We start from the raw sequence: 22,229 nt of genomic DNA on the forward strand, positions 1-22,229 counted from the left end.
TGGGCGTGCGGGAGTTCATCGTCGAGGCCGACGGCGGTTCCCGGGGCAACCCGGGGCCCGCGGGCTACGGCAGCGTGGTCATCGACGCGGCGACGGGGGAGACCCTGGCGGAGGCGGCCGAGTACATCGGCGTCACCACCAACAACGTCGCCGAGTACCGGGGCCTGCTGGCCGGCCTCCGCGCCGCCCACGCCCTGGACCCGACCGCCCGCGTCCACGTCCGTATGGACTCCAAGCTCGTCGTCGAGCAGATGTCGGGCCGCTGGAAGATCAAGCACCCTGCCATGAAGCCGCTGGCGGCGGAGGTGGCCGCGGTGTTCCCGGCGGATCAGGTGACATACGAGTGGATCCCGAGGGAGCAGAACAAGCACGCGGACCGCTTGGCGAACGAGGCGATGGACAGCGGGGCCGAGCCCCCGCGAGCCCGCGCCGCGACGATCACGGACAAGACGGCCGCCGATCTCCGCGCCGCCGTCAACGTGGCCACTCCCAGCCCGGGTTGGGCCCCCGCCGACATGGGCGCCCCCGCCACCTTCGTCCTCCTCCGCCACGGTGAAACCCCTCTGACCCCCCAGAAGCGCTTCTCCGGCAGCGGCGGCACGAACCCCTCCCTCTCAGACGTCGGCCGCGACCAAGCGGCGCGCGCGGCAACCGCGTTGGCGGCTCGCGGCACCATCCAGGACATCGTCGCCTCCCCTCTCACCCGCACCCGCGAGACCGCCGCGGCCGTGGCGGAGCGGCTCGGCCTCGACGTGACGATCGAAGAGGGCCTGCGCGAAACGGACTTCGGCGCATGGGAGGGCCTCACCTTCGGCGAAGTCCGCGAGCGCTACCCGGACGACCTGACCACCTGGCTGGCCGATCCGGCGGCCCAACCCACCGGCGGCGGCGAGAGTTTCGCGGCGACGGCGACCCGGATCGCCGCCACCCGCGACAAGTTGGTCGCGGCCTACGCGGGCCGCACGGTCCTGCTCGTCACCCACGTCACCCCGATCAAGACGTTCGTCCAACTCGCCCTGGATGCCCCGCTCCAGGCCCTGTTCCGCATGGAACTCTCGGCGGCCTCGCTCTCGGCGGTCGCGTACTACGCGGACGGCAACGCGAGCGTACGGCTGTTCAACGACACGTCCCACCTGCGCTGAGCGCCGCCGCCTCGCGGGCCAGCGCCTCGATCCGCCCCCAGTCGCGCGCGGCCACCGCGTCCGCCGGGATCATCCAACTCCCGCCCACACAGCCGACGTTGGGCAACGCCAGGTACTCCGGGGCGGAGTCGATCCCTATCCCGCCGGTCGGACAGAACCGCGCCTGCGGCAACGGCCCGGCGAGGGACCTGAGATACGCCGTGCCGCCCGCCGCCTGAGCCGGGAAGAACTTCATCTCCCGCACCCCGCGTTCGAGCAGCGCCACCACCTCGGACGTGGTCGACACCCCCGGCAGGAACGGCACCCCGGACCCCCGCATCGCCTCCAGCAGCAGATCCGTCCACCCGGGGCTCACCAGGAACCGCGCCCCGGCCGCCACGCACTCCTCCACCTGCCCCGGAGTCAGCACGGTCCCGGCTCCGACCACGGCCCCGGGCACCTCACCCGCGATCGACCGCAACGCCTCCAGTGCGGCCGGCGTCCGCAGGGTCACCTCGATCGCCGGCAGCCCACCGGCGACCAGCGCCCGCGCGAGCGGTACGGCGTCGGCGGCGTCCTCGATGACGACGACGGGGAGTACGGGAGCGAGCCCGAGCAGGGAGGAGGAAGCCATGGCCTCATCCTGCCGAGCCGATGCAGTGTGCGCAAAGCTCATTGCGCACACTGCAACGCATTCAAAGATGCCCTCAGTGAATCTCGTCCACGAGCACATCCAGCGACCAGGCCTGCCCCGCTCGCGCGGGCGCCTCCGCCTCCACCTCGTACCCCAGCCCCCGCAACGCCTCCACCAGCTCCGCCGGCGTCCCGGGCGTGCTTGCCCCCGACAGCAGACTCCGTACGATCCGCCCCTTCGTCGCCTTGTTGAAGTGGCTGACGACCTTCCGGGTCGGCGCGTGCAGCACCCGTACGGTCGCCGTCCGCCCCGCGATCTCGCCCTTCGGCTTCCAGGCCGCCGCGTACGCCGAGGACCGCAGGTCGAGCACCAGCCCGTTCCCGGCGGCCTCGGGCAGCACGGACGCCATCGGCGCGCGCCAGTGCGCGCCCAGCGCCCCGAGCCCCGGCAGCCGTACGCCCATCGAGCAGCGGTACGACGGGATCCGGTCCGTCACCCGGACCGCGCCCCACAGCCCGGAAAACACGAGCAGCGAGCGCGCGGCCCGCCGCTTCGCGGCCGGTTCGAGGGAGGCCAGGTCCAGGGCGTCGTAGAGGACACCCGTGTAGATCTCCCCGGCGGGCCGCGCCCCGGCCGTGCGCAGCTCCGTGTTCTTCGCGATCTCGCCCCGCAGCCCCTCGCTGAGCCCGAGCACCTCGCGCGCCTTGTCCTCGTCGGCCGCGCACAGCTCGACCAGTTCGTCGAGTACGGCCGCGCGGGCCTCGGCGAGTCCCGGCAGTGACAGCGACTCCGGTTTGAGCGGGGCGCCGCGTCCGGAGGAGGCCTTGCCTTCGGAGGGCGGCAGCAGGACGAGCACGGTGGTTTTCTCCTTACGGTGGGTGCTGCGCCAGCGTAAAGGGTGCGGCCCGGCGGAATGTGCCTACGCTCGTGTCATGCCCCGCCGCCGCATCCGGGTGACCGGCACCCCCGAAGCCCCGCTCCGCGCCGCGCTCAGCGCGCTCCGCACCGAACTCGGCGTACCCGAGAACTTCCCGCCGGAGGTACAGGCCGAGGCGGAACGGGCGGCCGCGGCCCCGCCGCCCCCGCTCCCGGACGCCACGGACATCCCCTTCCTCACCGTCGACCCGCCCACCTCCATGGACCTCGACCAGGCGATGCACCTGTCCCGCCGGGGCACCGGTTTCCGGGTCCGGTACGCCATCGCCGACGTCGCCTCCTTCGTGGCCCCCGGCGGGGCGCTGGACGCGGAGGCCCACCGGCGCGTCACCACGCTCTACTTCCCGGACGAGAAGACCCCGCTGCACCCGCCCCTGCTGAGCGAGGGCGCCGCGAGTCTGCTGCCGGACGTGACCCGGCCGGCCGTGCTGTGGACGATCGACCTGGACGCGGACGGCCGTACGACCGCCGTCGACGTCCACCGGGCGCTGGTCCGCAGCCGGGCCAAACTCGACTACGAGACCGTGCAGCGCCGGATCGACGAGGGCACCGCCGAGGACCCCCTCGCGCTGCTCAAGGACATCGGCGAGGCTCGGGAACGGCTGGAGGTGGAGCGCGGCGGCATCTCCCTGAACGTGCCGGAACAGGAGATCGTCGAGCGCGACCACACCTACGAACTCGGCTACCGCGCCCCGCTCCCCGCCGACGGCTGGAACGCCCAGATCTCCCTGCTCACCGGTATGGCCGCGGCCGAGCTGATGCTCGCGCACGGCACGGGCGTCCTGCGCACCCTGCCCGCCGCCCCGGACGGCGCCGTGGCCCGCCTCCACCGCACCGCCCACGCCCTGCACATCGACTGGCCGCACCACATGTCGTACGCCGGTCTCATCCGCACCCTCGATCCGCGCCGCCCGCACCACGCGGCCTTCCTCCAGGAGTGCACGACCCTGCTGCGCGGGGCGGGCTACACGGTCTTCCGGGACGGCGACCTCCCCGCCCTCACCACCCACGCGGCGGTCGCCGCCCCCTACACCCACTGCACGGCCCCGCTACGACGGCTGGTCGACCGCTACGCCGCCGAGATCTGTCTCTCGCCCGCGTCACCGCCCGCCTGGGTGCTGGCCGGCCTCGACGCCCTCCCCAAGCGGATGGCCGAGGGCACCCGCCTCGCCGGCACCGTCGAGCGCGAGTGCGTCGACATCGTTGAGGCGGCCCTGCTGAAGGACCGTGTCGGCGACCTCTTCGAGGGCTGTGTGGTCGACGTCGAGGAACACCAACCCACCGTGGGACGAGTCCAGTTGGACACCCCGGCCGTCGTCGCCCGGCTGACCGGCGGCACCACTCCGCTGCCCCTGGGGGAGCGACTGCGGGTCCGCCTCACCCAGGCCGACCCGGGGACGGCGAAGGTACAGTTCGCGCCCGCGTGACCGCTTCCACCAGGGCTTCTACGAGGCGTTCGGCGTCGTCGGCGTGGAAGCGGACGGTGTCGACCGCCCGCCGGCCCCCGACGAACGTGAAGTGGGTGACGGGCTCGGTGAGCTGAAGCGTGACGGAGGTGCGGAAGCCGACGGGGAGATCGAGTTCACCGTCGGCCCGGCGGCGGGCGGTACGCGACTCGCCCTCGGCCGAGCCGATCCGGCCCAGCGGGATGACCAGGTCGGCACGGACGGCCCGCCGGAGCCGCAGTGCGTCCCGGTCGAGCTGATGCGGGCGGGCGACGGAGGAGGCGTGCAGGGCGGCGACCGCCCCGACCGCGAACAGGCCCAGGAACGGCACCAGTTGGTGCAGCACTGGCGAGTACCGCAGCAGCACCGACAGGGTGAGCGTCTCCAGGACACACGCGAGCGCCGACCCGGCCACCAGGGCCCGACGCCCCCGCGCATACCCGAACACCCGCCCGCCACCTGCCCAGTTGATCCTCATGGGGTCAGTACAGATGCTGACGTCGCGGGAGGGTCAAGCGCCAACGGGCGCGCCGAACCACAAGCGCAGAGCCTCCGTCGGATCGTCCTCGGCGCTGTCCGCGTCCGCCGCCCAGGCCGTGATGCCGTCCGGGCGCACCAACAGGGCGGCGAGTTCCGGCCGTCCGGGGCAGGTGGTGGTGAGGACGTCCACCACACCCTCGTAACCCTCGGCGCGGGCCCGGAGTTTGGAGTCGTCGGCGAGGTCGAGGAGGAGAGCGCGGCCGGTGCGGAGATGGTCGGCGAGGTGGGTGGCGTCGGCGAGTTCGAGGTCGGGGGCGCTCCGGCCGGTCAGCGGGTGGTCGCCGGGCAGGTCGTAGTGCTGCCAGACACCGGAGATCCGCTTGACGAGATACGTCGTCCCGTCGACCGTCCGCGTGAGGTCGGTCAGCACCTCGCGCAGGGCGCGGGAGTGTGGCTCGGGGCGCATCACCGCTATCTGGGCGCGTGTCCAGTCCAGCACCCAGGCGCCGATCGGATGCCGCTCCGCCGTGTAGGAGTCCAGGAGTTCCACCGGCGCCCGGCCGCCCACCACGAGGGCGAGCTTCCAGCCGAGATTCATCGCGTCCCCCACGCCGAGGTTGAGCCCCTGCCCGCCGAACGGCGAGTGCACATGCGCCGCGTCGCCCGCGAGCAGCACCCGGCCCGAGCGATAGGTGTCCGCCTGACGGCAGTTGTCGGTGAACCGGGTCGAGGTGTGCACCTTGTGCACGGTGACGTCGACACCGGTCACCCGGCGCACACTGGCCTGCAACTCCTCAGCGGTGACCGGGGATTCACGGTCGGCGGGCGGTCCGTCGAACTCGACGGTGAGGATCCGACCCGGCACCGGACCGTAGGCGTACGTCCCCACGTCGGTGGTGTTCCAGCCGCCCCGCAGCGGTTCGGTGCCGGTCATGTCGGCGAGCGCCTGGTAGCCGGTGATCTCCGGTGCGGTGCCCGGGAATTGGATCCCGGCGAGCTTGCGCACGAGGCTGCGCCCGCCGTCGCAGCCGACCAGCCAGCCCGCGCGGAAGGTCTGCGGCGCGGAGCCGTCCACAGGGGCGAGGTGCACCGTCACCCCGTCCTCGTCGGTGTCGAAACCGGTCAACTCGACCTGCCTGCGCACCTCGACGCCGAGTCCGTCGGCGTGCCGGCCGAGCAGCCGCTCCAACGGGGCCTGCGGGACGAGCCCGACCCGCTCGACCGGGCCGAGGTCGGCGAAGGCGGGGTCCGAGTCGTCGAGCAGATCGGCCCGCAGCATGATCCCGGAGAAGTGCCCGGCGAACTTCGGCGGCGGCACGGGGTTGTCGTGACCGGGGCCGCCGTGCTGCCGCGTGAACTCCTTGAAGCGGTTCATCGCCTCCTCGTGCACCTCGGTCAGCGCGGGCAGCAGTCCTCGCCGGTAGAGGGCGACGGCGGTCGTGGAATTGATGCCGCCCGCCTTGATCGTCTCGTTCACCTCGGCCAGCTTCTCCACGACCAGCACACGGGCCCCGCCGAGGGCCAGTTCGGCGGCCAGGAGCAGCCCCACGGGCCCGGCTCCGGCCACCACGACGTCGTAGTTCCTGTCAGTGTCCATGGCTGTAAGTGTAGTCACTAAAAAATTATGTTCGCTACACTGTTCTCATGAGCGAGGGCGAGCTCTCCCTGAGGGAGCGCAAGAAGCGGGCCACCCGGCAGCGGATCTCGAACGTCGCCACGGAGCTGTTCAAGGAGCGTGGCTTCGACGCGGTGTCGGTGGCGGAGGTCGCGCGCGCCGCAGAGGTGTCGACGATGACCGTCTTCAACTACTTCCCGCGCAAGGAGGACCTGTTCCTCGACCGCATCCCGGAAGCGGTCGAGACGCTCAGCGGGGCGGTACGCCACCGCGCCCCGGACGAGACCCCGCTGGCCGCGCTGCGCCGCCTCTCGCTCCAACTCTTCGACCAGCACCACCCGTTGGCCGGACCCAACGACACCTTCCCGGACTTCTGGCAGGTCGTGATCGACTCACCGGCCCTGCGCGCCCGGGCCCGCGAAGGCCTGGAGGAGATCGAGAACGCCCTGGCCGACGCCCTCGCCGAGACCGCCCCGGACACCCCCGACCCCGCCCTGACGGCGGCACTGATCGTCGCCGCGTACCGATCGGTCTACGTCACCACCGCGCGCCGCCTGCTCGCGGGCGACCGCGGGAAGGGGCCGGCCGAGGACCACCAGATCCGGATGAACGCGGCCTTCGACCTCCTGGAGCGGGCGCTCACCCCGGCATGACACGTGGCCCCGGAGCGTTGCACCCTGTGGAGGAAAGGGGGTGCCACCGGTGACCGCACGCGAACAGGCCCTGTGGACGAGGGCGAGGCTGGGCCACCGCGGCCCGCCCCTGGACCTCCTCACCGCCCGCTTCGACCGCCACGTCTACGCCCCGCACGCCCACGCCGAGTTCACGATCGGCGTCTGCGTCGACGGCTACGAGGTCATCGACTACCGCGGCGACCGCATCCGCACCGGCCCGGGCTCGATCGTCGTCCTCGCCCCCGGCGAGATGCACACGGGCGGCCCCGGCAGCCCGACCGACGGCTACGCCTACCGCGCCCTGTACGCCGACCCCGCCCTTCTCGCCGACGGCACCCTCGGCGGCGGCCTCCCGCACTTCCGCGAACCCCTCCTCGACGACGCCGAACTCGCCCTCGCACTGCGCCGAGCACACACCGAACTCAGCGCCTGCCCCGACCCGTTGGAGGCCGAGTCCCGCCTCCCATGGCTCCTCACGGCCCTCACCCGCCGCCACTCCACCGCCCGCCCGGCACCGGACCTGATCCCCGGCGCGACCCAGGTGGCCCACGCGATACGAGACCGCCTGGCGGACGAGTTGCTCACCCCACCCTCCCTCTCCTCCCTGGCCGCGGACTTCGACCTGTCCCGCTACCAGCTCCTCCGCGCCTTCCGTACGACGATGGGGATACCGCCGTACGCCTGGCTCGCGCAGTACCGGGTGACCCTGGCCCGCGGACTGCTGGAGGCGGGCGGCCGCCCCGCCGAGGTGGCGGCCCAGGTGGGCTTCGCGGACCAGGCGCATCTGACCCGCTGGTTCCGGCGGGTGCTGGGGGTGACCCCGGCGGCGTACCGCAACAGCGTTCAAGACTCCCGGTGAGGGGCGGCACAGACTCGCCGTATGACTGCACGCGGCTGGTTCCTGTTCTCCCTGATGGGAGTGGTCTGGGGCATCCCCTACCTGATGATCAAGGTGGCGGTGGACGCCCCGCTGTCCCCGTCCATCGTCGTCTTCACGCGCTGCGCCGTGGGCGCCGTACTCCTCCTGCCGTTCGCGCTACGACAGGGCGGCCTGCCCCGCACGATCCGGACGCACTGGCGCCCGATGCTGGCCTTCGCGTGCATCGAGATCATCGGCCCGTGGTTCACGCTCACGGACGCGGAACGCCACCTGTCGAGTTCTACGGCGGGTCTGCTGATCGCGGGCGTCCCGATCGTCGGCGTACTGATGGCGAGGTTCTTCGGCACCGCGGAACGACTGGGCGCCCGCAGGATGTCCGGCCTGGCCCTGGGCCTGGCCGGAGTCACCGTCCTCACGGTCCCGCACCTCACGGGAGGCGACGCCCGCTCACTGGCGGAGGTGCTGCTGACGGTCCTCGGCTACGCGACGGCCCCCCTGATAGCGGCCCGCTACCTCAAGGACGTCCCGACCCTCCAACTGACGGCCCCCTGCCTGGCGTTGGCGGCCCTGGTCTACGCCCCGGCGGCCGCGCTGACCCGGCCGACCTCGGTCCCGTCCCCCCAGGTCCTGGCGTCCCTCGCCGGCCTGGGCGTGATCTGCACAGCGGTGGCGTTCGTGGCTTTCCTGGAACTGATCAAGGAGGTCGGCCCCACCCGCTCGACGGTGTTCACCTACGTCAACCCGGCGGTGGCGGTGGCGGCGGGCGCGCTGTTCCTCGGCGAGGACCTGACCGTGGGCATCGTGGTGGCCTTCACCCTCATCCTGGCGGGCTCGGTCCTGGCGACGGCGGGACCTGGCGCCGGTCGGAGGGACGACGGCCGCCCGGTAGCATGGTCCACACGGCAGACGAGCCGGGCGGACGGCCGCGTGGAGTGCCCCTAGCGGGAACTCCCCGAGGAACGTCCGGGCTCCACAGGGCAGGGTGATGGCTAACGGCCACCCGGGGTGACCCGCGGGAAAGTGCCACAGAAAACAGACCGCCCGGTGCTTCGGCACCGGGTAAGGGTGAAACGGTGGTGTAAGAGACCACCAGTGCCCAGGGTGACCTGGGCAGCTAGGTAAACCCCACCCGGAGCAAGGTCAAAAGGGAGCGCCTCGGCGCTCCTGCGGGGACGTTCGAGGGCTGCCCGCCCGAGTCCCCGGGTAGACCGCACGAGGCCGGTGGCAACACCGGTCCTAGATGGATGGCCGTCGCCGAGAGGACCGTGAGGTCCTCTCGGACACAGAACCCGGCGTACGGCCCGGCTCGTCTGCCATCAGGGCCTGTCGGTCACAGCGCGGCCCGCTCCTTCAGCGGTTCCCACCAGGCACGGTTGTCGCGGTACCACTGCACCGTCTCCGCGAGGCCCTGCTCGAAGGTCTTGCGGGGCTCGTAGCCGAGCTCCTCACGGATCTTCGTGCAGTCCACCGAGTAGCGGCGGTCGTGGCCCTTGCGGTCGGTGACGTACTCGACGCTGCTCTCCCAGTCGGCTCCACACGCCTTCAGCAGCAGTTCGGTCAGCTCCCTGTTGCTGAGCTCCGTGCCGCCGCCGATGTTGTAGACCTCGCCGGCGCGGCCCTTGGTGCGTACGAGTTCGATGCCCTGGACGTGGTCGTCGATGTGCAGCCAGTCGCGGACGTTGCCGCCGTCGCCGTACAGCGGGACCTTCTTGCCGTCGAGGAGGTTGGTCACGAACAGCGGGATGACCTTCTCGGGGAAGTGGTGGTGCCCGTAGTTGTTGGAGCAGCGGGTGACGCGGACGTCCAGGCCGTGGGTGCGGTGGTACGACAGTGCGATCAGGTCGCTGGAGGCCTTCGCCGAGGAGTACGGCGAGTTGGGCTGCAGCGGGTGTGTCTCCGGCCAGGAGCCCTCGTCGATGGAGCCGTAGACCTCGTCGGTGGAGATATGCACGAAGGTCTTGATGCCCGCGCGGTGAGCCGCGTCGATGAGAGTGTGGGTGCCGACCACGTTGGTGCGCACGAACTCCGCGCCGCCGTCGATGGAACGGTCGACATGCGACTCGGCGGCGAAGTGCACCACCTGGTCGTGCTCGGCCAGAAGCCTGCCGACCAACTCGTGGTCGCAGATGTCGCCTTGCACGAAGGCGAAGGAGGGGTGCCCGTGCACCTCGTCGAGGTTGGCCGGGTTACCCGCGTACGTCAGCTTGTCCAGGACGGTGATGGTGACGTCGCCGGGACCCTCGGGGCCGAGCAGCGTACGGACGTAGTGCGAGCCGATGAAGCCGGCACCGCCGGTCACCAGGATCCGGGTCGAGGGGGACGGAGCCGAAGGGGAGGTCATGAAGAGATCTGTACCTTGCTGTGGTCGCCGAGGACGAGACGGTGGGCTGCGGGGTTGCGGGGGGCGGGGGTGACCTGGACGTTGCGGCCGATGAGGGACACCTCGACCCGCCGTACGCCGGTGATGGAGGACTCGCGCAGGACGATGGAGTACTCGACTTCGCTGTCGTCGATCCGGCAGTCCTCGGAGACCGAGGTGAAGGGGCCGATGTACGAGTCACTGATCACCGTGCCGGGACCGATGACGGCCGGGCCGACGATGCGCGATCCTCGGACTTCGGCGCCGGCTTCGATCCGTACGCGGCCGATGATCTCGCTGGACTCGTCGACGGTGCCCTCGATGCGGGGCTCGACCGTCTCCAGGACGGAGCGGTTGACCTCCAGCATGTCGGTGACGTTCCCGGTGTCCTTCCAGTAGCCGGAGATGGTCGTCGAGCGCACGTCCTTGCGCTGGTCGATCAGCCACTGGATGGCGTGGGTGATCTCCAGCTCGCCGCGCCAGGAGGGCTCGATACTGCGGACGGCTTCGTGGATCGCCGGAGTGAAGAGATACACGCCCACCAGCGCGAGATCGCTCTTGGGCCGCTTCGGCTTCTCCTCCAGTCCCTTGACGCGGCCGTTTTCGTCGAGCTCGGCGACACCGAACGATGTCGGGTTGGGCACCTTGGTCAACAGGATCTGCGCGTCGGGGTGTTCGGTACGGAACTCGTCCACGAGGCCGGTGATGCCGCCCACGATGAAGTTGTCGCCGAGGTACATGACGAAGTCGTCGTCGCCGAGGAACTCGCTCGCGATGAGCACCGCGTGCGCCAGGCCGAGCGGCTTGTCCTGGGGGATGTACGTGACGTTGATCCCGAGCTTCGAGCCGTCACCGACGGCTTCCCGGATCTCTTCGGCGGTGTCACCGACGATGATGCCGACATCCGTGATCCCGGCGTCGGCGATGGCCTCCAGCCCGTAGAAGAGCACGGGTTTGTTGGCCACGGGCACCAGCTGTTTGGCCGATGTGTGGGTTATGGGGCGCAGGCGGGTGCCCGAGCCACCGGAGAGAACGAGAGCCTTCATGCGCTGCATCCTAGCTGGGGCCATGTCAAGCGACACTCCGGCTGGTCCGCCACAGTTCGTGAAACCGTTCCCCGGGCTTTGTGATCCGTTTGTGTCCTGGCCCGTCACTTGCTGTGACTGGGGTGGGGTCGTCACCCGCTAGCCTGAATCGAACGTCGACCGAGCGATGTCGTACGCCGGGTCCTGACGAAATGATTCCCAGCAGCTGAGGCGGAAGAAGACACATGCCCATCAAGGTGAGCGTGGTGGTCCCGGTCTACAACCCGGGCCGGTACATCGAGGACTGCATCGCCTCTCTTCTGCGTCAGAGCCTGGCGGACGACGAATACGAAGCGATCTTCGTGAATGACGGTTCCACCGACGGCACCCCGGAACTTCTGGACCGGCTCGCCGCCGAACACGCGAACATGCATGTAATCCACCAGGAGGCGTCCGGTTGGTCCGGCAAGCCACGCAATGCTGGTATTGCTGCCGCGAAAGGTGAATTCATCCAGTTCGTGGACAACGACGACTGGTTGGGCGATGAAGCTCTCGAACGTATGTACAACTACGGTGTGAAGAACAACGCCGACGTCGTCGTGGGCAAGATGGTCGGCAAGGGACGTGGGGTTCCCCGGGAGCTGTTCCGTAAGAACCGTCCGCATGCCAATGTCGACAACGCCCCACTGATCGACAGCCTCACGCCCCACAAGATGTTCCGCAGGGAATTCCTCGACCGGCACAACCTCCGCTATATGGAGGGGCGTCGGCGTCTTGAGGATCACGTCTTCGTCACCGAGGCGTACTTGCGGGCGGAGAACGTCTCTGTCCTCAGCGACTATCTGTGCTACTACCACGTGAAGCGCGACGACGCGTCCAACGCGGGATTCCAGCGCTTCGACCCGGTCGGGTACTTCAAGAACCTCCGCGAGGCCTTGGACGTCGTCGAGGAGCTCACCGAGCCCGGGCCGCTGCGGGACAAGCTCTTCCGCCGTTGGCTGCGCAACGAGATGGTCGAGCGCATGCGCGGACAGCGTCTGCTGAAGCTTCCTGAGGACTACCGACAGGAGCTGTTCGACGAGATCCACAAGGTCGTCGTCGAGCGCTTTGGACCTGGTGTCGCGGCCGGCCTGCAGCCCACGCAGCAGATCGTCGCGGGGCTGATCGCGACCAACCGGCTGGCCGACGTCGAGGAGTTCGCCCGGTGGGAGTCGGGGATCAAACCCTCCGGTGTTCTTGAGGAGCTCGGCTGGGAGGACGGCAGGCTGACGATCGGTTTCACCGCCGAGTACAAGTCGGGCGGCGAGCCCATCACCTTCCGTGCGGACGGCGAGAAGGACCTGCTCGTTCCGCCGTTGCAGCAGACCAGCCTGGACGCCATCGCCCTGCTCGGTACGAACACCGCTGCTCCGCTGGCCAAGTCCAAGGTGGACCTCGTCCTGCGCGAGCGTTCGACGGCCGCGGAGTTCTTCCAGCCTGTCGATCTCACCCGCGAGAAGGTCGCCGTGGCGGGGCGGGAGGGACACTTCCGACAGAGGCTGCATGCCGTCTCGCGGGTGAACCCGTTGTCGGCGGCCAACGGCGCCTCGCTGAACGCCGGTATCTGGGATGTCCTTGTCCGCATCAGCTCCTGCGGCTGGTCCAAGGAGACCCGCCTCGGTTCTGTCCGTGGTGTGGAGGCCGGGCGCGGGCGCGGTGGCGCCGTTGTCGGTTCCCCGGCCCACTTGGTCCTGCCGTACTGGACCGACCCGCAGGGCAACCTGTCACTCGACATCGACCAGGAGACCGACCGGCTCGCGTACGAGTTCGCCGGTCTCGCCGCCGCCGACGTCACCGTGACGACGGATCCCGGCCGCCTCGTGGTTGTCCTGCCGTTCCACGTACAGGGCCCGAGTGAGGCAACCTTGAGGCTGACGAACGTCGCGAGCAGTCGTGCGGTCGCCCTCCCCGCCACACTGACCGCCCGCGCGACCGGTGACGCCGATCTGAGTGCCGACCTTCCGCTCGACGAATTGACGGAGGGTCAGTGGCGACTGGAACTGACTCCGCCCTCGACCAGGGGTGACAGTGGCACGCCGGTGGCCCTCCCCCTGGCTCTCGATGTCTCCGAGAGCGGAGGAGGCGTCGTCGTCAAGCGTCTCGCCGCCGCTGCGGCCGACCTGGCAGCCAAGGATCCCGGACGGCGCAAGCCTGCCCCTCGCCCTGGGGCGTGGACGATCTTGCGCCGTGCCGCGGGCAAACTCCGTCGGGCTCTGAAGAAGTAGACGAACTCGCGAGCAAGGATCGACACGTACGGCCACTGGGTATTGAGGGCGCTTGGGTGCTGTCATCGTCGATCACCGCATCGGCTCTCCGGGACCGTCACCAAGCGCAAGTGACGGAAGGCCGCTACCGCTTCGGTACCTGGATGTCCCTACTGCTCAACGTCTGCGGTCTGTCGGTGAATACCCTCAGCCGTACCCGCAAGTGGGCCCGGTTCGGCAGGGAATAGCGTCCCGTGTTCGGCACCAGGACGTAGCGCGCCGACTGGTGCGGGCGCAGCACGGCTGGGCCGCTGTGCACGGTCCAGTACGCGGACGCGCTCTCGCCGACGCTGGAAGCGAAGTGCGGAGCCAGCGCGGTGTCACCGGTGTTCGTCGCCTGCACGGTGAGCCCGTGTATCCCGCCGCTGTCGCCCCGTACGTTGCTGATCACCAGCCGGATCGGCGGCCCGCTTGCGGCAGCGACGGTCACACAGACAGCAGCGGGGGCCAGTAGCACCGCGACCAAGGCCACGCCGACCGCTCGCCGCCGCCCCGGAGGCAACCGGGGCTGCCAGGCTGAAGCGAAGTCGGAGCTGGTGGCGGTGGCGGCGGCAGCGACCCACAACGGGGTCATCATCAAGTAATAGCCGTCCTGCGATCGCGTGGCCAGGTAGAACGCGCACCAGGGCAGTACGACGGCGGCAGGGCCCAACCGCCGTACGAAGAGGACGAACAGCACGAGCAGCGCGGCGGCCAGCAGCATGCTGCCGTACGAGTAGAAGTCCAGGTGACTGCTGCCGTCGGTGAAGTAGTACGACAGGCCCATGATGCCCTGGCCATGGGGCACTCCGTGCTGGGTGAACGGCAGGGCCAGGCCGGACACCCAAGCTCGTGGGCCCTGCGCGATGAAGTAGGCGTTGGCGGTCAGGGCCACGACAGCGGAGATCGCGGTGAACCGTGCGACCACACCGAGAGCCGCCCGCGCCGAGAGCTCACCGCGCCGTACCGCGTAGACGCCCATGAGCAGGAACGGCGTCAGGAACCAAGGCAGTTGATGTGTCGCACACGCGGCCCCGAGAGGCCCCGCGCGCACGATGTCCGAGCGGCGAAGCCGCCCCCCGGCGCCGATCGAGGGCCAGTGGATCACCACCGGGATGAGCAGTACGAGTGCCGGGATCGCCGGGTAGCCCATGGCCGCGTACCCCTTGAGCATGGGGAAGCCCAGGCAGACCGCTGTCGCTGCCGACCGCCACGGTGTCGGCAGCAGTACCCACAACACAGCGGCGCCGACGATCAGCAGGACCGTCGGGACGAACGTGACCGCCTTGGCGCCGATCAACGCGTATACGGGAGCGTTCAGCAGCACTGCCAACGGCGGATACGCGAAGGAGTAGTCCGCGCCGCCCGACATCGTCTTCGTCACCCCGACGTGGTGTTGCTGGAACACCCACGGCCATTCGTGCCCGTACACCGCGTGGCCGTGCACCAACTCGTGCGTGGCCTGGGTCATCAGCACCGTCTCGTCGTTCATCCCGCCGCCGAGGGCGTACGAGCACAGTGCCAGCACGATGCCGAGCAGCAGTGCGCCGATGTCGACGCGTACAAGGGCACGGCGGCTGCGCACCACGAGAGCGAGAATCCCGAGAAGCAGGATTCCCGCGTAACAAAGGGTGATGACACCACCGATCGCCGGCCGCTTCGCGATCGCGGTGTTCCAGTCGGTGCGCGTGCCGATGAACAAGGTGATGACGGCGAGCAGTGTGATCGCTCGGTGCAGTGGTGCCGGCGCGGTCGGTGCCGACAGGCCCGGACAGTTCGACGCGGCATCGGGGACGGTGACGGAGGCGTCGGCCGTCTTGCTCATGTGGGGAGCCTTTTGAGTGAGCGGGTCATGGTCGGATGAGGGAGCTCTCGCAGTGGAAAATCGCCGTCTTGGCGCCTTTCCCGGAAGGCTCGACGGTGAAGCCGACGCCGTTTCCGAACCCCTTGGCTTGGAGAGCTGTTCGACCTGTCATGTCGTCGTCCCCCTGGAGTTCTCCTCGGTTGTGAGGGGGAATTGAAGCATCTGGTGATCTCGTGACGCCAGGCCCGGTTTGTCGCCGGGACGGTTGCGTGGCGTTCGTCCTGGACGCGTACTCGCGGCCGCTGTTCAAAATTTCGGCAAACGTGATCCAAATCACTTCCGTAAAGAGACTGTGAAGAGGCGATTGGTGTTGATCACCCGTTTTGCGGGGCTGTCGGCTGACCGTTGAGGCCGCTTAACGTGCCCCTTTGATCAGGCTGTGAACGGCGGTCAACTCATCGACCGCTCGATGTCATGGCCTGTTCACTTTGCTTTCCTGCTGGGATTGGGACCAGCTTGGCTGGGGTGGGGGGATGGTCCGTGCGGTTGATGCACAGACACAGAACGAAGGCTTCGTGGGCGCTGGCCGCGGCATTGGCCGCGTCACTGCTGGGCGCACCGGCGGCCGAGGCCGCGGCGGCGGTCGTCGCGTCGGGGCCGAAACCGGTGAACGTACCTGCTGAGACCGCCGGGAGCGTGCCGCGTGACGGCGCGGAGCCGACGCGGACCAAGGCCGTCCGCCCGAGCTGGCCGAAGGCGGCCCAGGCGCGGATATCCCTGTCCGGCCTGGCGACGGGCAAGTCCGCTCCGGTCACCCCGACTGCCGGAGGCAAGGCGACCGTCCAGGTGGGGCCCGCCCCCGCGTCCGCGCTCGTATCGTCCCTCGCCGGGAACCGGTCGCCGCTCACCGCCGCCCCGAAGGACGTCGATGTCAAGGTCCTCGACCGCGCTCAACTGGCGTCCGTCGGCGGCACCGGCGTGGGCGTCAGGGTCACACGGCGAGACGGTACCGGCACTCCGGGCCCGGTTCGCGTCGCCATCGACTACTCAGGCTTCAAGGACGCCTACGGCGGCAACTTCGCCTCCCGGCTGCGCCTCGTCGCCCTGCCCGCGTGCGCGCTGACCACACCGAAGGCCAAGGGCTGCTCGCACGGCACCCCGAAGTCCGTGCCGATCAGCAACGACACGGCGAAGAACACGATCACGGCGACCGTGCAGGCGGACGGAGACCCGGCCGCCGGTGTCTCGGTGATCCAGCCCAACGGCTCGACGCTGTCGCAGTTCCAGTCCATCCAGACCCTCTCCGCCGCCGACTCCGGGACGGTGTACGCGCTGGCATCCGGCTCGTCGTCCGACGCCGGCGACTATCGCGCCTCCCAGCTGAGCCCGACCGGCTCGTGGAACGTCTCCAAGGGGTCGGGCGCGTTCACGTACAGCCTCCCGATCGACGTACCGAAGCCCCCCGCCGGCAGCGCGCCCAGCCTGTCGCTCAACTACAACTCGCAGTCCGTGGACGGCATGACCTCGGCCGTGAACACGCAGGCCGGGACGGCCGGCCTGGGTTGGGACCTCGGCATCGGATTCATCGAGCGACGCTACCGCGGCTGCCAGGACGACGGCACCGGCACCGGCTGGGTCGGAGACCTGTGCTGGGACTCGCCGAACTCCACCAAGGAGCCCGACGGCGCGGTCTACGTCATCAATCTCAACGGCGTGACCTCGGAACTGGTGCAGGACAACGATGGCACCGGCTGGTACCACGTTCTGGACGACCCGGGCTGGCGGGTGCAGCATCTGAGCGGCGGCTACGGCTCGGACGACGAGTACTGGGTGGTCTCCACCCAGGAGGGCATGCGCTACTACTTCGGCTGGGGCCGCTCGGAGCGCCAGACGGGCACCCCGACGAACTCGGTGCTGACGGTCCCCGTCTTCGGCAACAACCCGGGCGAGCCCGGCTACAACGGCGGCATCGGCGTCTCCACCCAGGCGTACCGCTGGGGGGTGGACCGGGTCGTGGACGCCAACGAGGTCGAGACGGCCTACTTCTACGAGAAGGATCAGAACCAGTACCGCTCCGTCCTGCTCACCGACCAGGCCCGCACCTACGACTCCGCCGCCTACCTGGTGCGCATCGAGTACGGCTGGGCCTCCCAGATCACCGGTGCCCAGCTTCCCGCGAAGGTCGACCTGCGCTACGTGGGCCGCTGCGTGGAGCGGATGTCCGACATGGACCCGCTGGCCAAGGAGCCGGACGCGTGCCCGGGCATCTCCTCGAACCCGGACTCCTACCCCGACGTGCCCACGGACCTGATGTGCGACGGCACCGACGGCTGCAAATCCATCACCGGTGAGACGTACTCGCCGACGTTCTTCTCCACCAAGATGCTGTGGGACGTCAAGACGTACGTCCGGGACACGGACGCCGCGGCGTGGGATCCGGCGATGCAGTACCAGATGAAGTACGGCCTGCCGAACCCGGACGGCGTGATCGACGCCAACCTCTGGCTGGACTACATCCAGCGCCGGGGCTATGGCAACGGTACGGACATCACCTTGCCCACCATCAACATCAACGGCGAGTGGCGGGACAACCAACTCGGCGGCGGCGTACTGAACTTCCGCCGCGTCACCCAGATCCACGGAGACCTGGGCGCGTTCACCAACGTCACCTACCGGGACTACGACGCGCAGGACACCTGCGACATCAACAGTCCGCCGTCCGAGTCAAACAACACCCAGGCCTGCTTCAAGCAGCGTTGGGTGCCCGAGGGTTCGACGACCGAGAAGACCGGCTGGTTCAAGAAGTACGTGGTCGCCAAGGTCAGCGTCGACCCCGGCCCCGGAGCGGGCACCGCCAACGACGGCGACCCGGTGATGACGACGACGTACGACTACGTGGGCAAGCCCGCCTGGGCGTTCCCCAACGACCCGCTGGTCAAGGACGAGAACGAGTCCTGGACCGACTGGCGTGGCTACCAGCAGGTCGAGATCCACACCGGCACCAAGGACAACGCAGCATCCACCTACTACTGGCTGTACCGCGGTATGGACGGCGACCGCACGTCCAAGACCGACTCGTCGGCCACTCGTTCCGTGACCGTCGACGACGGTGACAGCGGCAGTACGGCGAAGACCGACTCCCCCTGGCTGGCGGGCCGTGTCCTGGAGTCCAGCAATCGCGACGGCACCGGCCAGTCGCACAAGCGGGTGTGGCACGAGTACTGGGCGTACGACACCGCCCAGTACGACGGCCTGCCCGACGCCCGCTTCGTGCGCGAGTCCAAGACCACCACGCACGACCTGACCTCCGCGGGCTGGCGCGAGCACATCGTCATGGACGAGTACGACGACGCGGACGCGCGCAGCTCCACGTACGGCCGCCCGGTGCGCACCAACGACTGGGGCCTCAGCTCCTTCGACGACAACCGCTGCACGACGTACGGCTACGCCTACAACACGGACCTGTTCCCGAGTTCGCAGGTCCAGCGCTGGATGGTGCTGCAGGACGATGTGCGCCACTACGACGCGGACTGCGCCGCCACCGATCGGCTGAGCAAGCAGAGCGGCCACGCCGTCAAGCTCTTCGACAACGCGGCGGTCGCGGCCGGCAGCGAGCCGGCCGCCAACAACAAGCCCGGCGACGCCAACATCACCGCTGTTCTGAAGTACACCGACGGGACGAACTACCGCATCACGAAGTACGGCTACGACGCGGCGGGCCGGACCACGTCGACCACCGACGGCAAGAACAAGACCACCACGACCGTCTACCAGCCGAACACGTCCTGGCCGGTCAACGGCGTCAAGGTCACCACTCCCGACCCGGACGACAGCGGTCCCGCGACCGCGCAGTCCACCACCACCTGGTCGTCCCGGCTGTGGGGCATCCCGCAGCAGGTCCTGGACGCGAACGGACAGACCACCCGGACCGTGCTCGACGCGGTGGGCCGCGTAGTCCAGGTCTTCAAGCCGGCCCAGATCGCCAACTACCCGGACGGCACGCCGACGGCGAAGTTCAGCTACACGATCACCACGTCCGACAACAGCGAGGGCGTCCCGGACCTGGTGTCCACCGTCCCGCCGAAGGTGACGACCCAGCAACTGCTGTCCGGCTCCACGTTCATGACCGGCTACACCTACACCGACGGCCTGGGCCGCACCCGCGAGACCCAGACCCTGGCGCCGACCGGCTCGGGCCGTACCGTCGTCTCCACCCGGTACGACACCTCCGGCAACGTCACCGGCACCAGCGCGCCGTTCTACAACAGCTCCACGGCGGGCTCCGGAATGGTGCTGCCCACGGTGGCGAACCTGCCCTCGTACACCGACCTGCTTGTCGACTACGCGGGCCGCACCACCCAGTCGCGGCTGATGGCGCTGGGCAACCCCCAGGCCCAGTTGCAGACGCTGAGCAACTACCACGGCGACTACGTCACCGAGATGCCGGCCGTCGGCGAGCGCAGGAACGTGTACAACGACGTCTTCGGCCAGACCTCCAAGATCGTGGAGTTCGGCCCGTCCACGTACACCACCACCTACGACTACGACCGCTCCGGCCATCTGACCAAGCTCACCGACGCCAAGGGCAACATCTCGACGTACGAGTACAACTGGCTCGGAGAGCAGACCAAGTCGGTCGAGCCGGACACCGGCACGCGGCTGACGCAGTACGACGCCAACGGCCTGATCCAGCAGACCACCGACGGCAACAACGCCGTCCTGACCTACGCCTACGACAACCTGAACCGGGCGCTGACCGTGTCGAAGGGCAGCACCGTGCTGACCCGCAGGACCTACGACACCGCGACCGGCGGCATCGGCAAGGCGGCCACCTCCACGTCGTACTCGGGCGGCTTCGCCTACACGACCGAGGCCGTGAAGTACGACGCCAACGGCCAGTTGACCGACAGTAAGGTCACCGTCCCCACCGACGGCAACGGGTTGCAGGGCAGCTACACCACGACCTACGGCTACGACGCCGCGGGCCACCCCACCACTGTCGCCTACCCGGCCACCGCCGGGCTGCCGGCGGAGACGGTGACCACGTCGTACGACGCGTCCGGCCTTGAGGACAAGGTGACCAGCAGCATCAGCGGCACCACCTATGTCGACGCCACCGACTTCGACTCCCTCGGCCGCCTCACCGGCCGCACCTACGGCGCCACGGGCGCCGCCAACAGCGCCAAGCGTACCTACACCTACGAGGACACCACCGGCACCGGCTGGCTCAAGAACATCACCACGACCACCACGGCCAAGGGCACCGTCCAGAACGACGACTACACCTACGACCTGGGCGGCCAGATCACCGATCTGAACGACAGGACCACCGGCCAGCACCAGTGCTTCAACTACGACGAGCTGAACCGGATCTCCAAGGCGTACACCACGCTGAGCACCAGCGGCTGCACGGGCCCGTTCGCGCCCGACCTGGCCACCGGCACCGACCCGTACCAGCTCGACTACACCTACGACGGCGCCGGCAACCTGCAGAAGGTCACCGACACCAAGGCCACCGGTGCCGAGGTCAACGACTACGTCTACCCCGGCTACTCCGCCGACCAGTCGACCTACACCCCCGGTGCGGCGCGTCCGCACGCCGTCTCCTCCGTCAAGACGCCCACCGGAACCGACAGTTACGGCTACGACAACGCCGGCCAGATGACGTCGCGGACAGTGAAGGGGGCGAGTACCACGCTGATCTGGAACGAGTTGGGGCAGCTCGTCCAGACCACGGGTGCCTCTGCCACGTCGTACGTCTACGGCGCGGACGGCAACCTGCTGCTCCGTAAGGGCAGCGCGGCCACGGTCCTCTACCTGGGCGGCCAGGAGATCCGCAAGGTCGGCAGCACTGTCACCGGCACGCGGTACTACTCGGACGGCGCCAGCACGGTGGCGATGCGCACCTCGGGGACCGGCGCCACCGTCACCTGGCTGATGTCCGACGCGCAGGCGTCGACGTCGGTGGCGGTGGACTCCGCGACCAACACCGTCACCCGCCGCCGCTACCTGCCCTTCGGCGCCCAGCGCAGCGGAAGTCTGCCGAGCGGCACCGACCAGGGCTTCCTCGGCAAGAGCGAGGACTCCGACACCGGGCTGTCCGTCCTGGGGGCCCGGATGTACGACAACAAGCTGGGACGGTTCATCTCCACGGACCCGCTGAGGACGCCGTACACACCGCAGAACATGAACCTGTACAGCTACTCGATGAACAACCCGATCGCCTACAGCGACCCGACGGGCCTGGAGCCGCACGGCGACCCGTGCCTGTACGACCTCTCTGACTGCCCCAAGGACGTGCAGGAGTCGGTGGGTTACGACCCGGGCTCGGGCAAGGTCTACCCGGAGAAGGGCACCGCGGTCGGCGACGGGTCGATCAACGAGTGGATCGCCAGCGGCAAGAAGCAGGACACATCCAAGAAGCTCAGCGAGAAGACCTTCGACTGGCTGAAGAAGAACCTCGGCTACACCGGGTCGCAATACATGAGCCGGGGCGAGGCGGCCGCGTGGTTGGAGAACGCGAAGGATGAGTGGCAAGGGGCGATCCAGGCGTTCGTGGGCTGCTACGTCGTCTCGACGCAGAGTTCCGGCCAGTGCCAGAAGGCCGTGGAGCACGATCACAAGGACGTGTTCGAGAAGGGCGACGGCGGCCTGTGGGGTTGGACGAAGAAGCTGGTCAAGGACCACATCGGGGATATCATCGGGGTGGTCGGCGGTGGACTCTGCGTCGCACTGACGGTCACCGTGGTGGGCGGGATAGCCTGCGGGGTTGCCGTCGCCGCGGCGGGCGGTGCGCTCGGGTACTGGATGTCCGACGAAGAGCACAAAACGGTCGGAGGCTATGCCGAGTCGGCCGCCGTCTCCGGAGTGTTCGCCCTCGGTGGCGCCGGGACAGCCAAAGTCGGAGAGCTGGCCGCAGCGAAGATAGCAAGAGCCACGGCGATGGCGAACCTGCTCGGTGGCTGACACGGAGC

13 protein-coding genes, 1 other RNA gene and 1 pseudogene are annotated in these 22,229 nt (G+C 69.2%); 8 read left to right on the top strand and 7 right to left on the bottom strand.

Annotated features, from left to right (window positions below):
- Positions 1 to 5 precede the first annotated feature (5 nt).
- Positions 6 to 1,142, top strand: coding sequence for a bifunctional RNase H/acid phosphatase (locus tag ABZT04_RS09760; protein ID WP_356054889.1), 1,137 nt, complete (start codon positions 6 to 8; stop codon positions 1,140 to 1,142).
- Here ABZT04_RS09760 and eda read toward each other — a convergent pair.
- Together eda and yaaA are read right to left on the bottom strand one after the other, a co-directional pair.
- Entirely contained in the window at positions 1,117 to 1,755 is a 639-nt protein-coding gene (eda, locus tag ABZT04_RS09765) for a bifunctional 4-hydroxy-2-oxoglutarate aldolase/2-dehydro-3-deoxy-phosphogluconate aldolase (RefSeq protein ID WP_356054891.1), read from the bottom strand. The genes ABZT04_RS09760 and eda overlap by 26 nt on opposite strands.
- A gap of 73 nt (positions 1,756 to 1,828) precedes the next feature.
- Positions 1,829 to 2,611, bottom strand: a complete 783-nt coding sequence (gene yaaA / locus ABZT04_RS09770) for a peroxide stress protein YaaA (protein WP_356054893.1) — start codon at positions 2,609 to 2,611, stop codon at positions 1,829 to 1,831.
- Between the two features lie 76 nt (positions 2,612 to 2,687).
- Here yaaA and ABZT04_RS09775 point away from each other — a divergent pair, with 76 nt between their 5' ends.
- On the top strand, positions 2,688 to 4,118 hold the full coding sequence (locus tag ABZT04_RS09775; protein ID WP_356054895.1) for an RNB domain-containing ribonuclease: 1,431 nt from the start codon (positions 2,688 to 2,690) through the stop codon (positions 4,116 to 4,118).
- Here the strand turns inward: ABZT04_RS09775 and ABZT04_RS09780 are convergent.
- Positions 4,069 to 4,614, bottom strand: coding sequence for a hypothetical protein (locus ABZT04_RS09780; RefSeq protein ID WP_356054897.1), 546 nt, complete (start codon positions 4,612 to 4,614; stop codon positions 4,069 to 4,071). The two genes, ABZT04_RS09775 and ABZT04_RS09780, sit on opposite strands and share 50 nt — an antisense overlap.
- A gap of 33 nt (positions 4,615 to 4,647) precedes the next feature.
- On the bottom strand, positions 4,648 to 6,213 hold the full coding sequence (locus tag ABZT04_RS09785; protein ID WP_356054899.1) for an FAD-dependent monooxygenase: 1,566 nt from the start codon (positions 6,211 to 6,213) through the stop codon (positions 4,648 to 4,650).
- A gap of 47 nt (positions 6,214 to 6,260) precedes the next feature.
- On the opposite strand from ABZT04_RS09785, the gene ABZT04_RS09790 reads away from it, so the two are divergent.
- From ABZT04_RS09790 to rnpB, 4 genes and pseudogenes are all read left to right on the top strand, one after another.
- Positions 6,261 to 6,884 (top strand): TetR/AcrR family transcriptional regulator, encoded by a 624-nt coding sequence (locus ABZT04_RS09790; protein ID WP_356054901.1) that lies wholly within the window; start codon positions 6,261 to 6,263, stop codon positions 6,882 to 6,884.
- A gap of 49 nt (positions 6,885 to 6,933) precedes the next feature.
- On the top strand, positions 6,934 to 7,764 hold the full coding sequence (locus tag ABZT04_RS09795) for an AraC family transcriptional regulator (RefSeq protein WP_356054903.1): 831 nt from the start codon (positions 6,934 to 6,936) through the stop codon (positions 7,762 to 7,764).
- Positions 7,765 to 7,848: 84 nt separating this feature from the next.
- A pseudogene (locus ABZT04_RS09800) lies at positions 7,849 to 8,616 on the top strand (DMT family transporter); the annotation flags it as partial.
- 76 nt (positions 8,617 to 8,692) lie between these two features.
- Positions 8,693 to 9,098: RNase P RNA component class A (rnpB, locus tag ABZT04_RS09805), an RNA gene on the top strand.
- A gap of 17 nt (positions 9,099 to 9,115) precedes the next feature.
- Here the strand turns inward: rnpB and rfbB are convergent.
- A complete protein-coding gene (rfbB, locus tag ABZT04_RS09810) occupies positions 9,116 to 10,126 on the bottom strand; it encodes a dTDP-glucose 4,6-dehydratase (protein WP_356054905.1) in 1,011 nt (336 codons plus the stop codon).
- A complete protein-coding gene (locus ABZT04_RS09815; protein WP_356054907.1) occupies positions 10,123 to 11,190 on the bottom strand; it encodes a glucose-1-phosphate thymidylyltransferase in 1,068 nt (355 codons plus the stop codon). Before ABZT04_RS09815 ends, rfbB begins: the two co-directional genes overlap by 4 nt.
- Positions 11,191 to 11,414: 224 nt before the next feature.
- Here ABZT04_RS09815 and ABZT04_RS09820 point away from each other — a divergent pair, with 224 nt between their 5' ends.
- Positions 11,415 to 13,433: a glycosyltransferase gene (locus tag ABZT04_RS09820; RefSeq protein WP_356054909.1), complete on the top strand. Its 2,019-nt coding sequence runs from the start codon at positions 11,415 to 11,417 to the stop codon at positions 13,431 to 13,433.
- 124 nt (positions 13,434 to 13,557) lie between these two features.
- Here the strand turns inward: ABZT04_RS09820 and ABZT04_RS09825 are convergent, their stop codons facing one another.
- Positions 13,558 to 15,276: a hypothetical protein gene (locus tag ABZT04_RS09825; RefSeq protein WP_356054911.1), complete on the bottom strand. Its 1,719-nt coding sequence runs from the start codon at positions 15,274 to 15,276 to the stop codon at positions 13,558 to 13,560.
- 528 nt (positions 15,277 to 15,804) lie between these two features.
- Here ABZT04_RS09825 and ABZT04_RS09830 point away from each other — a divergent pair.
- Entirely contained in the window at positions 15,805 to 22,221 is a 6,417-nt protein-coding gene (locus ABZT04_RS09830; protein ID WP_356054913.1) for an RHS repeat-associated core domain-containing protein, read from the top strand.
- Positions 22,222 to 22,229: the final 8 nt, after the last annotated feature.

This window comes from Streptomyces sp. NPDC005492, from assembly GCF_040605995.1.
Lineage (GTDB): Bacteria > Actinomycetota > Actinomycetes > Streptomycetales > Streptomycetaceae > Streptomyces.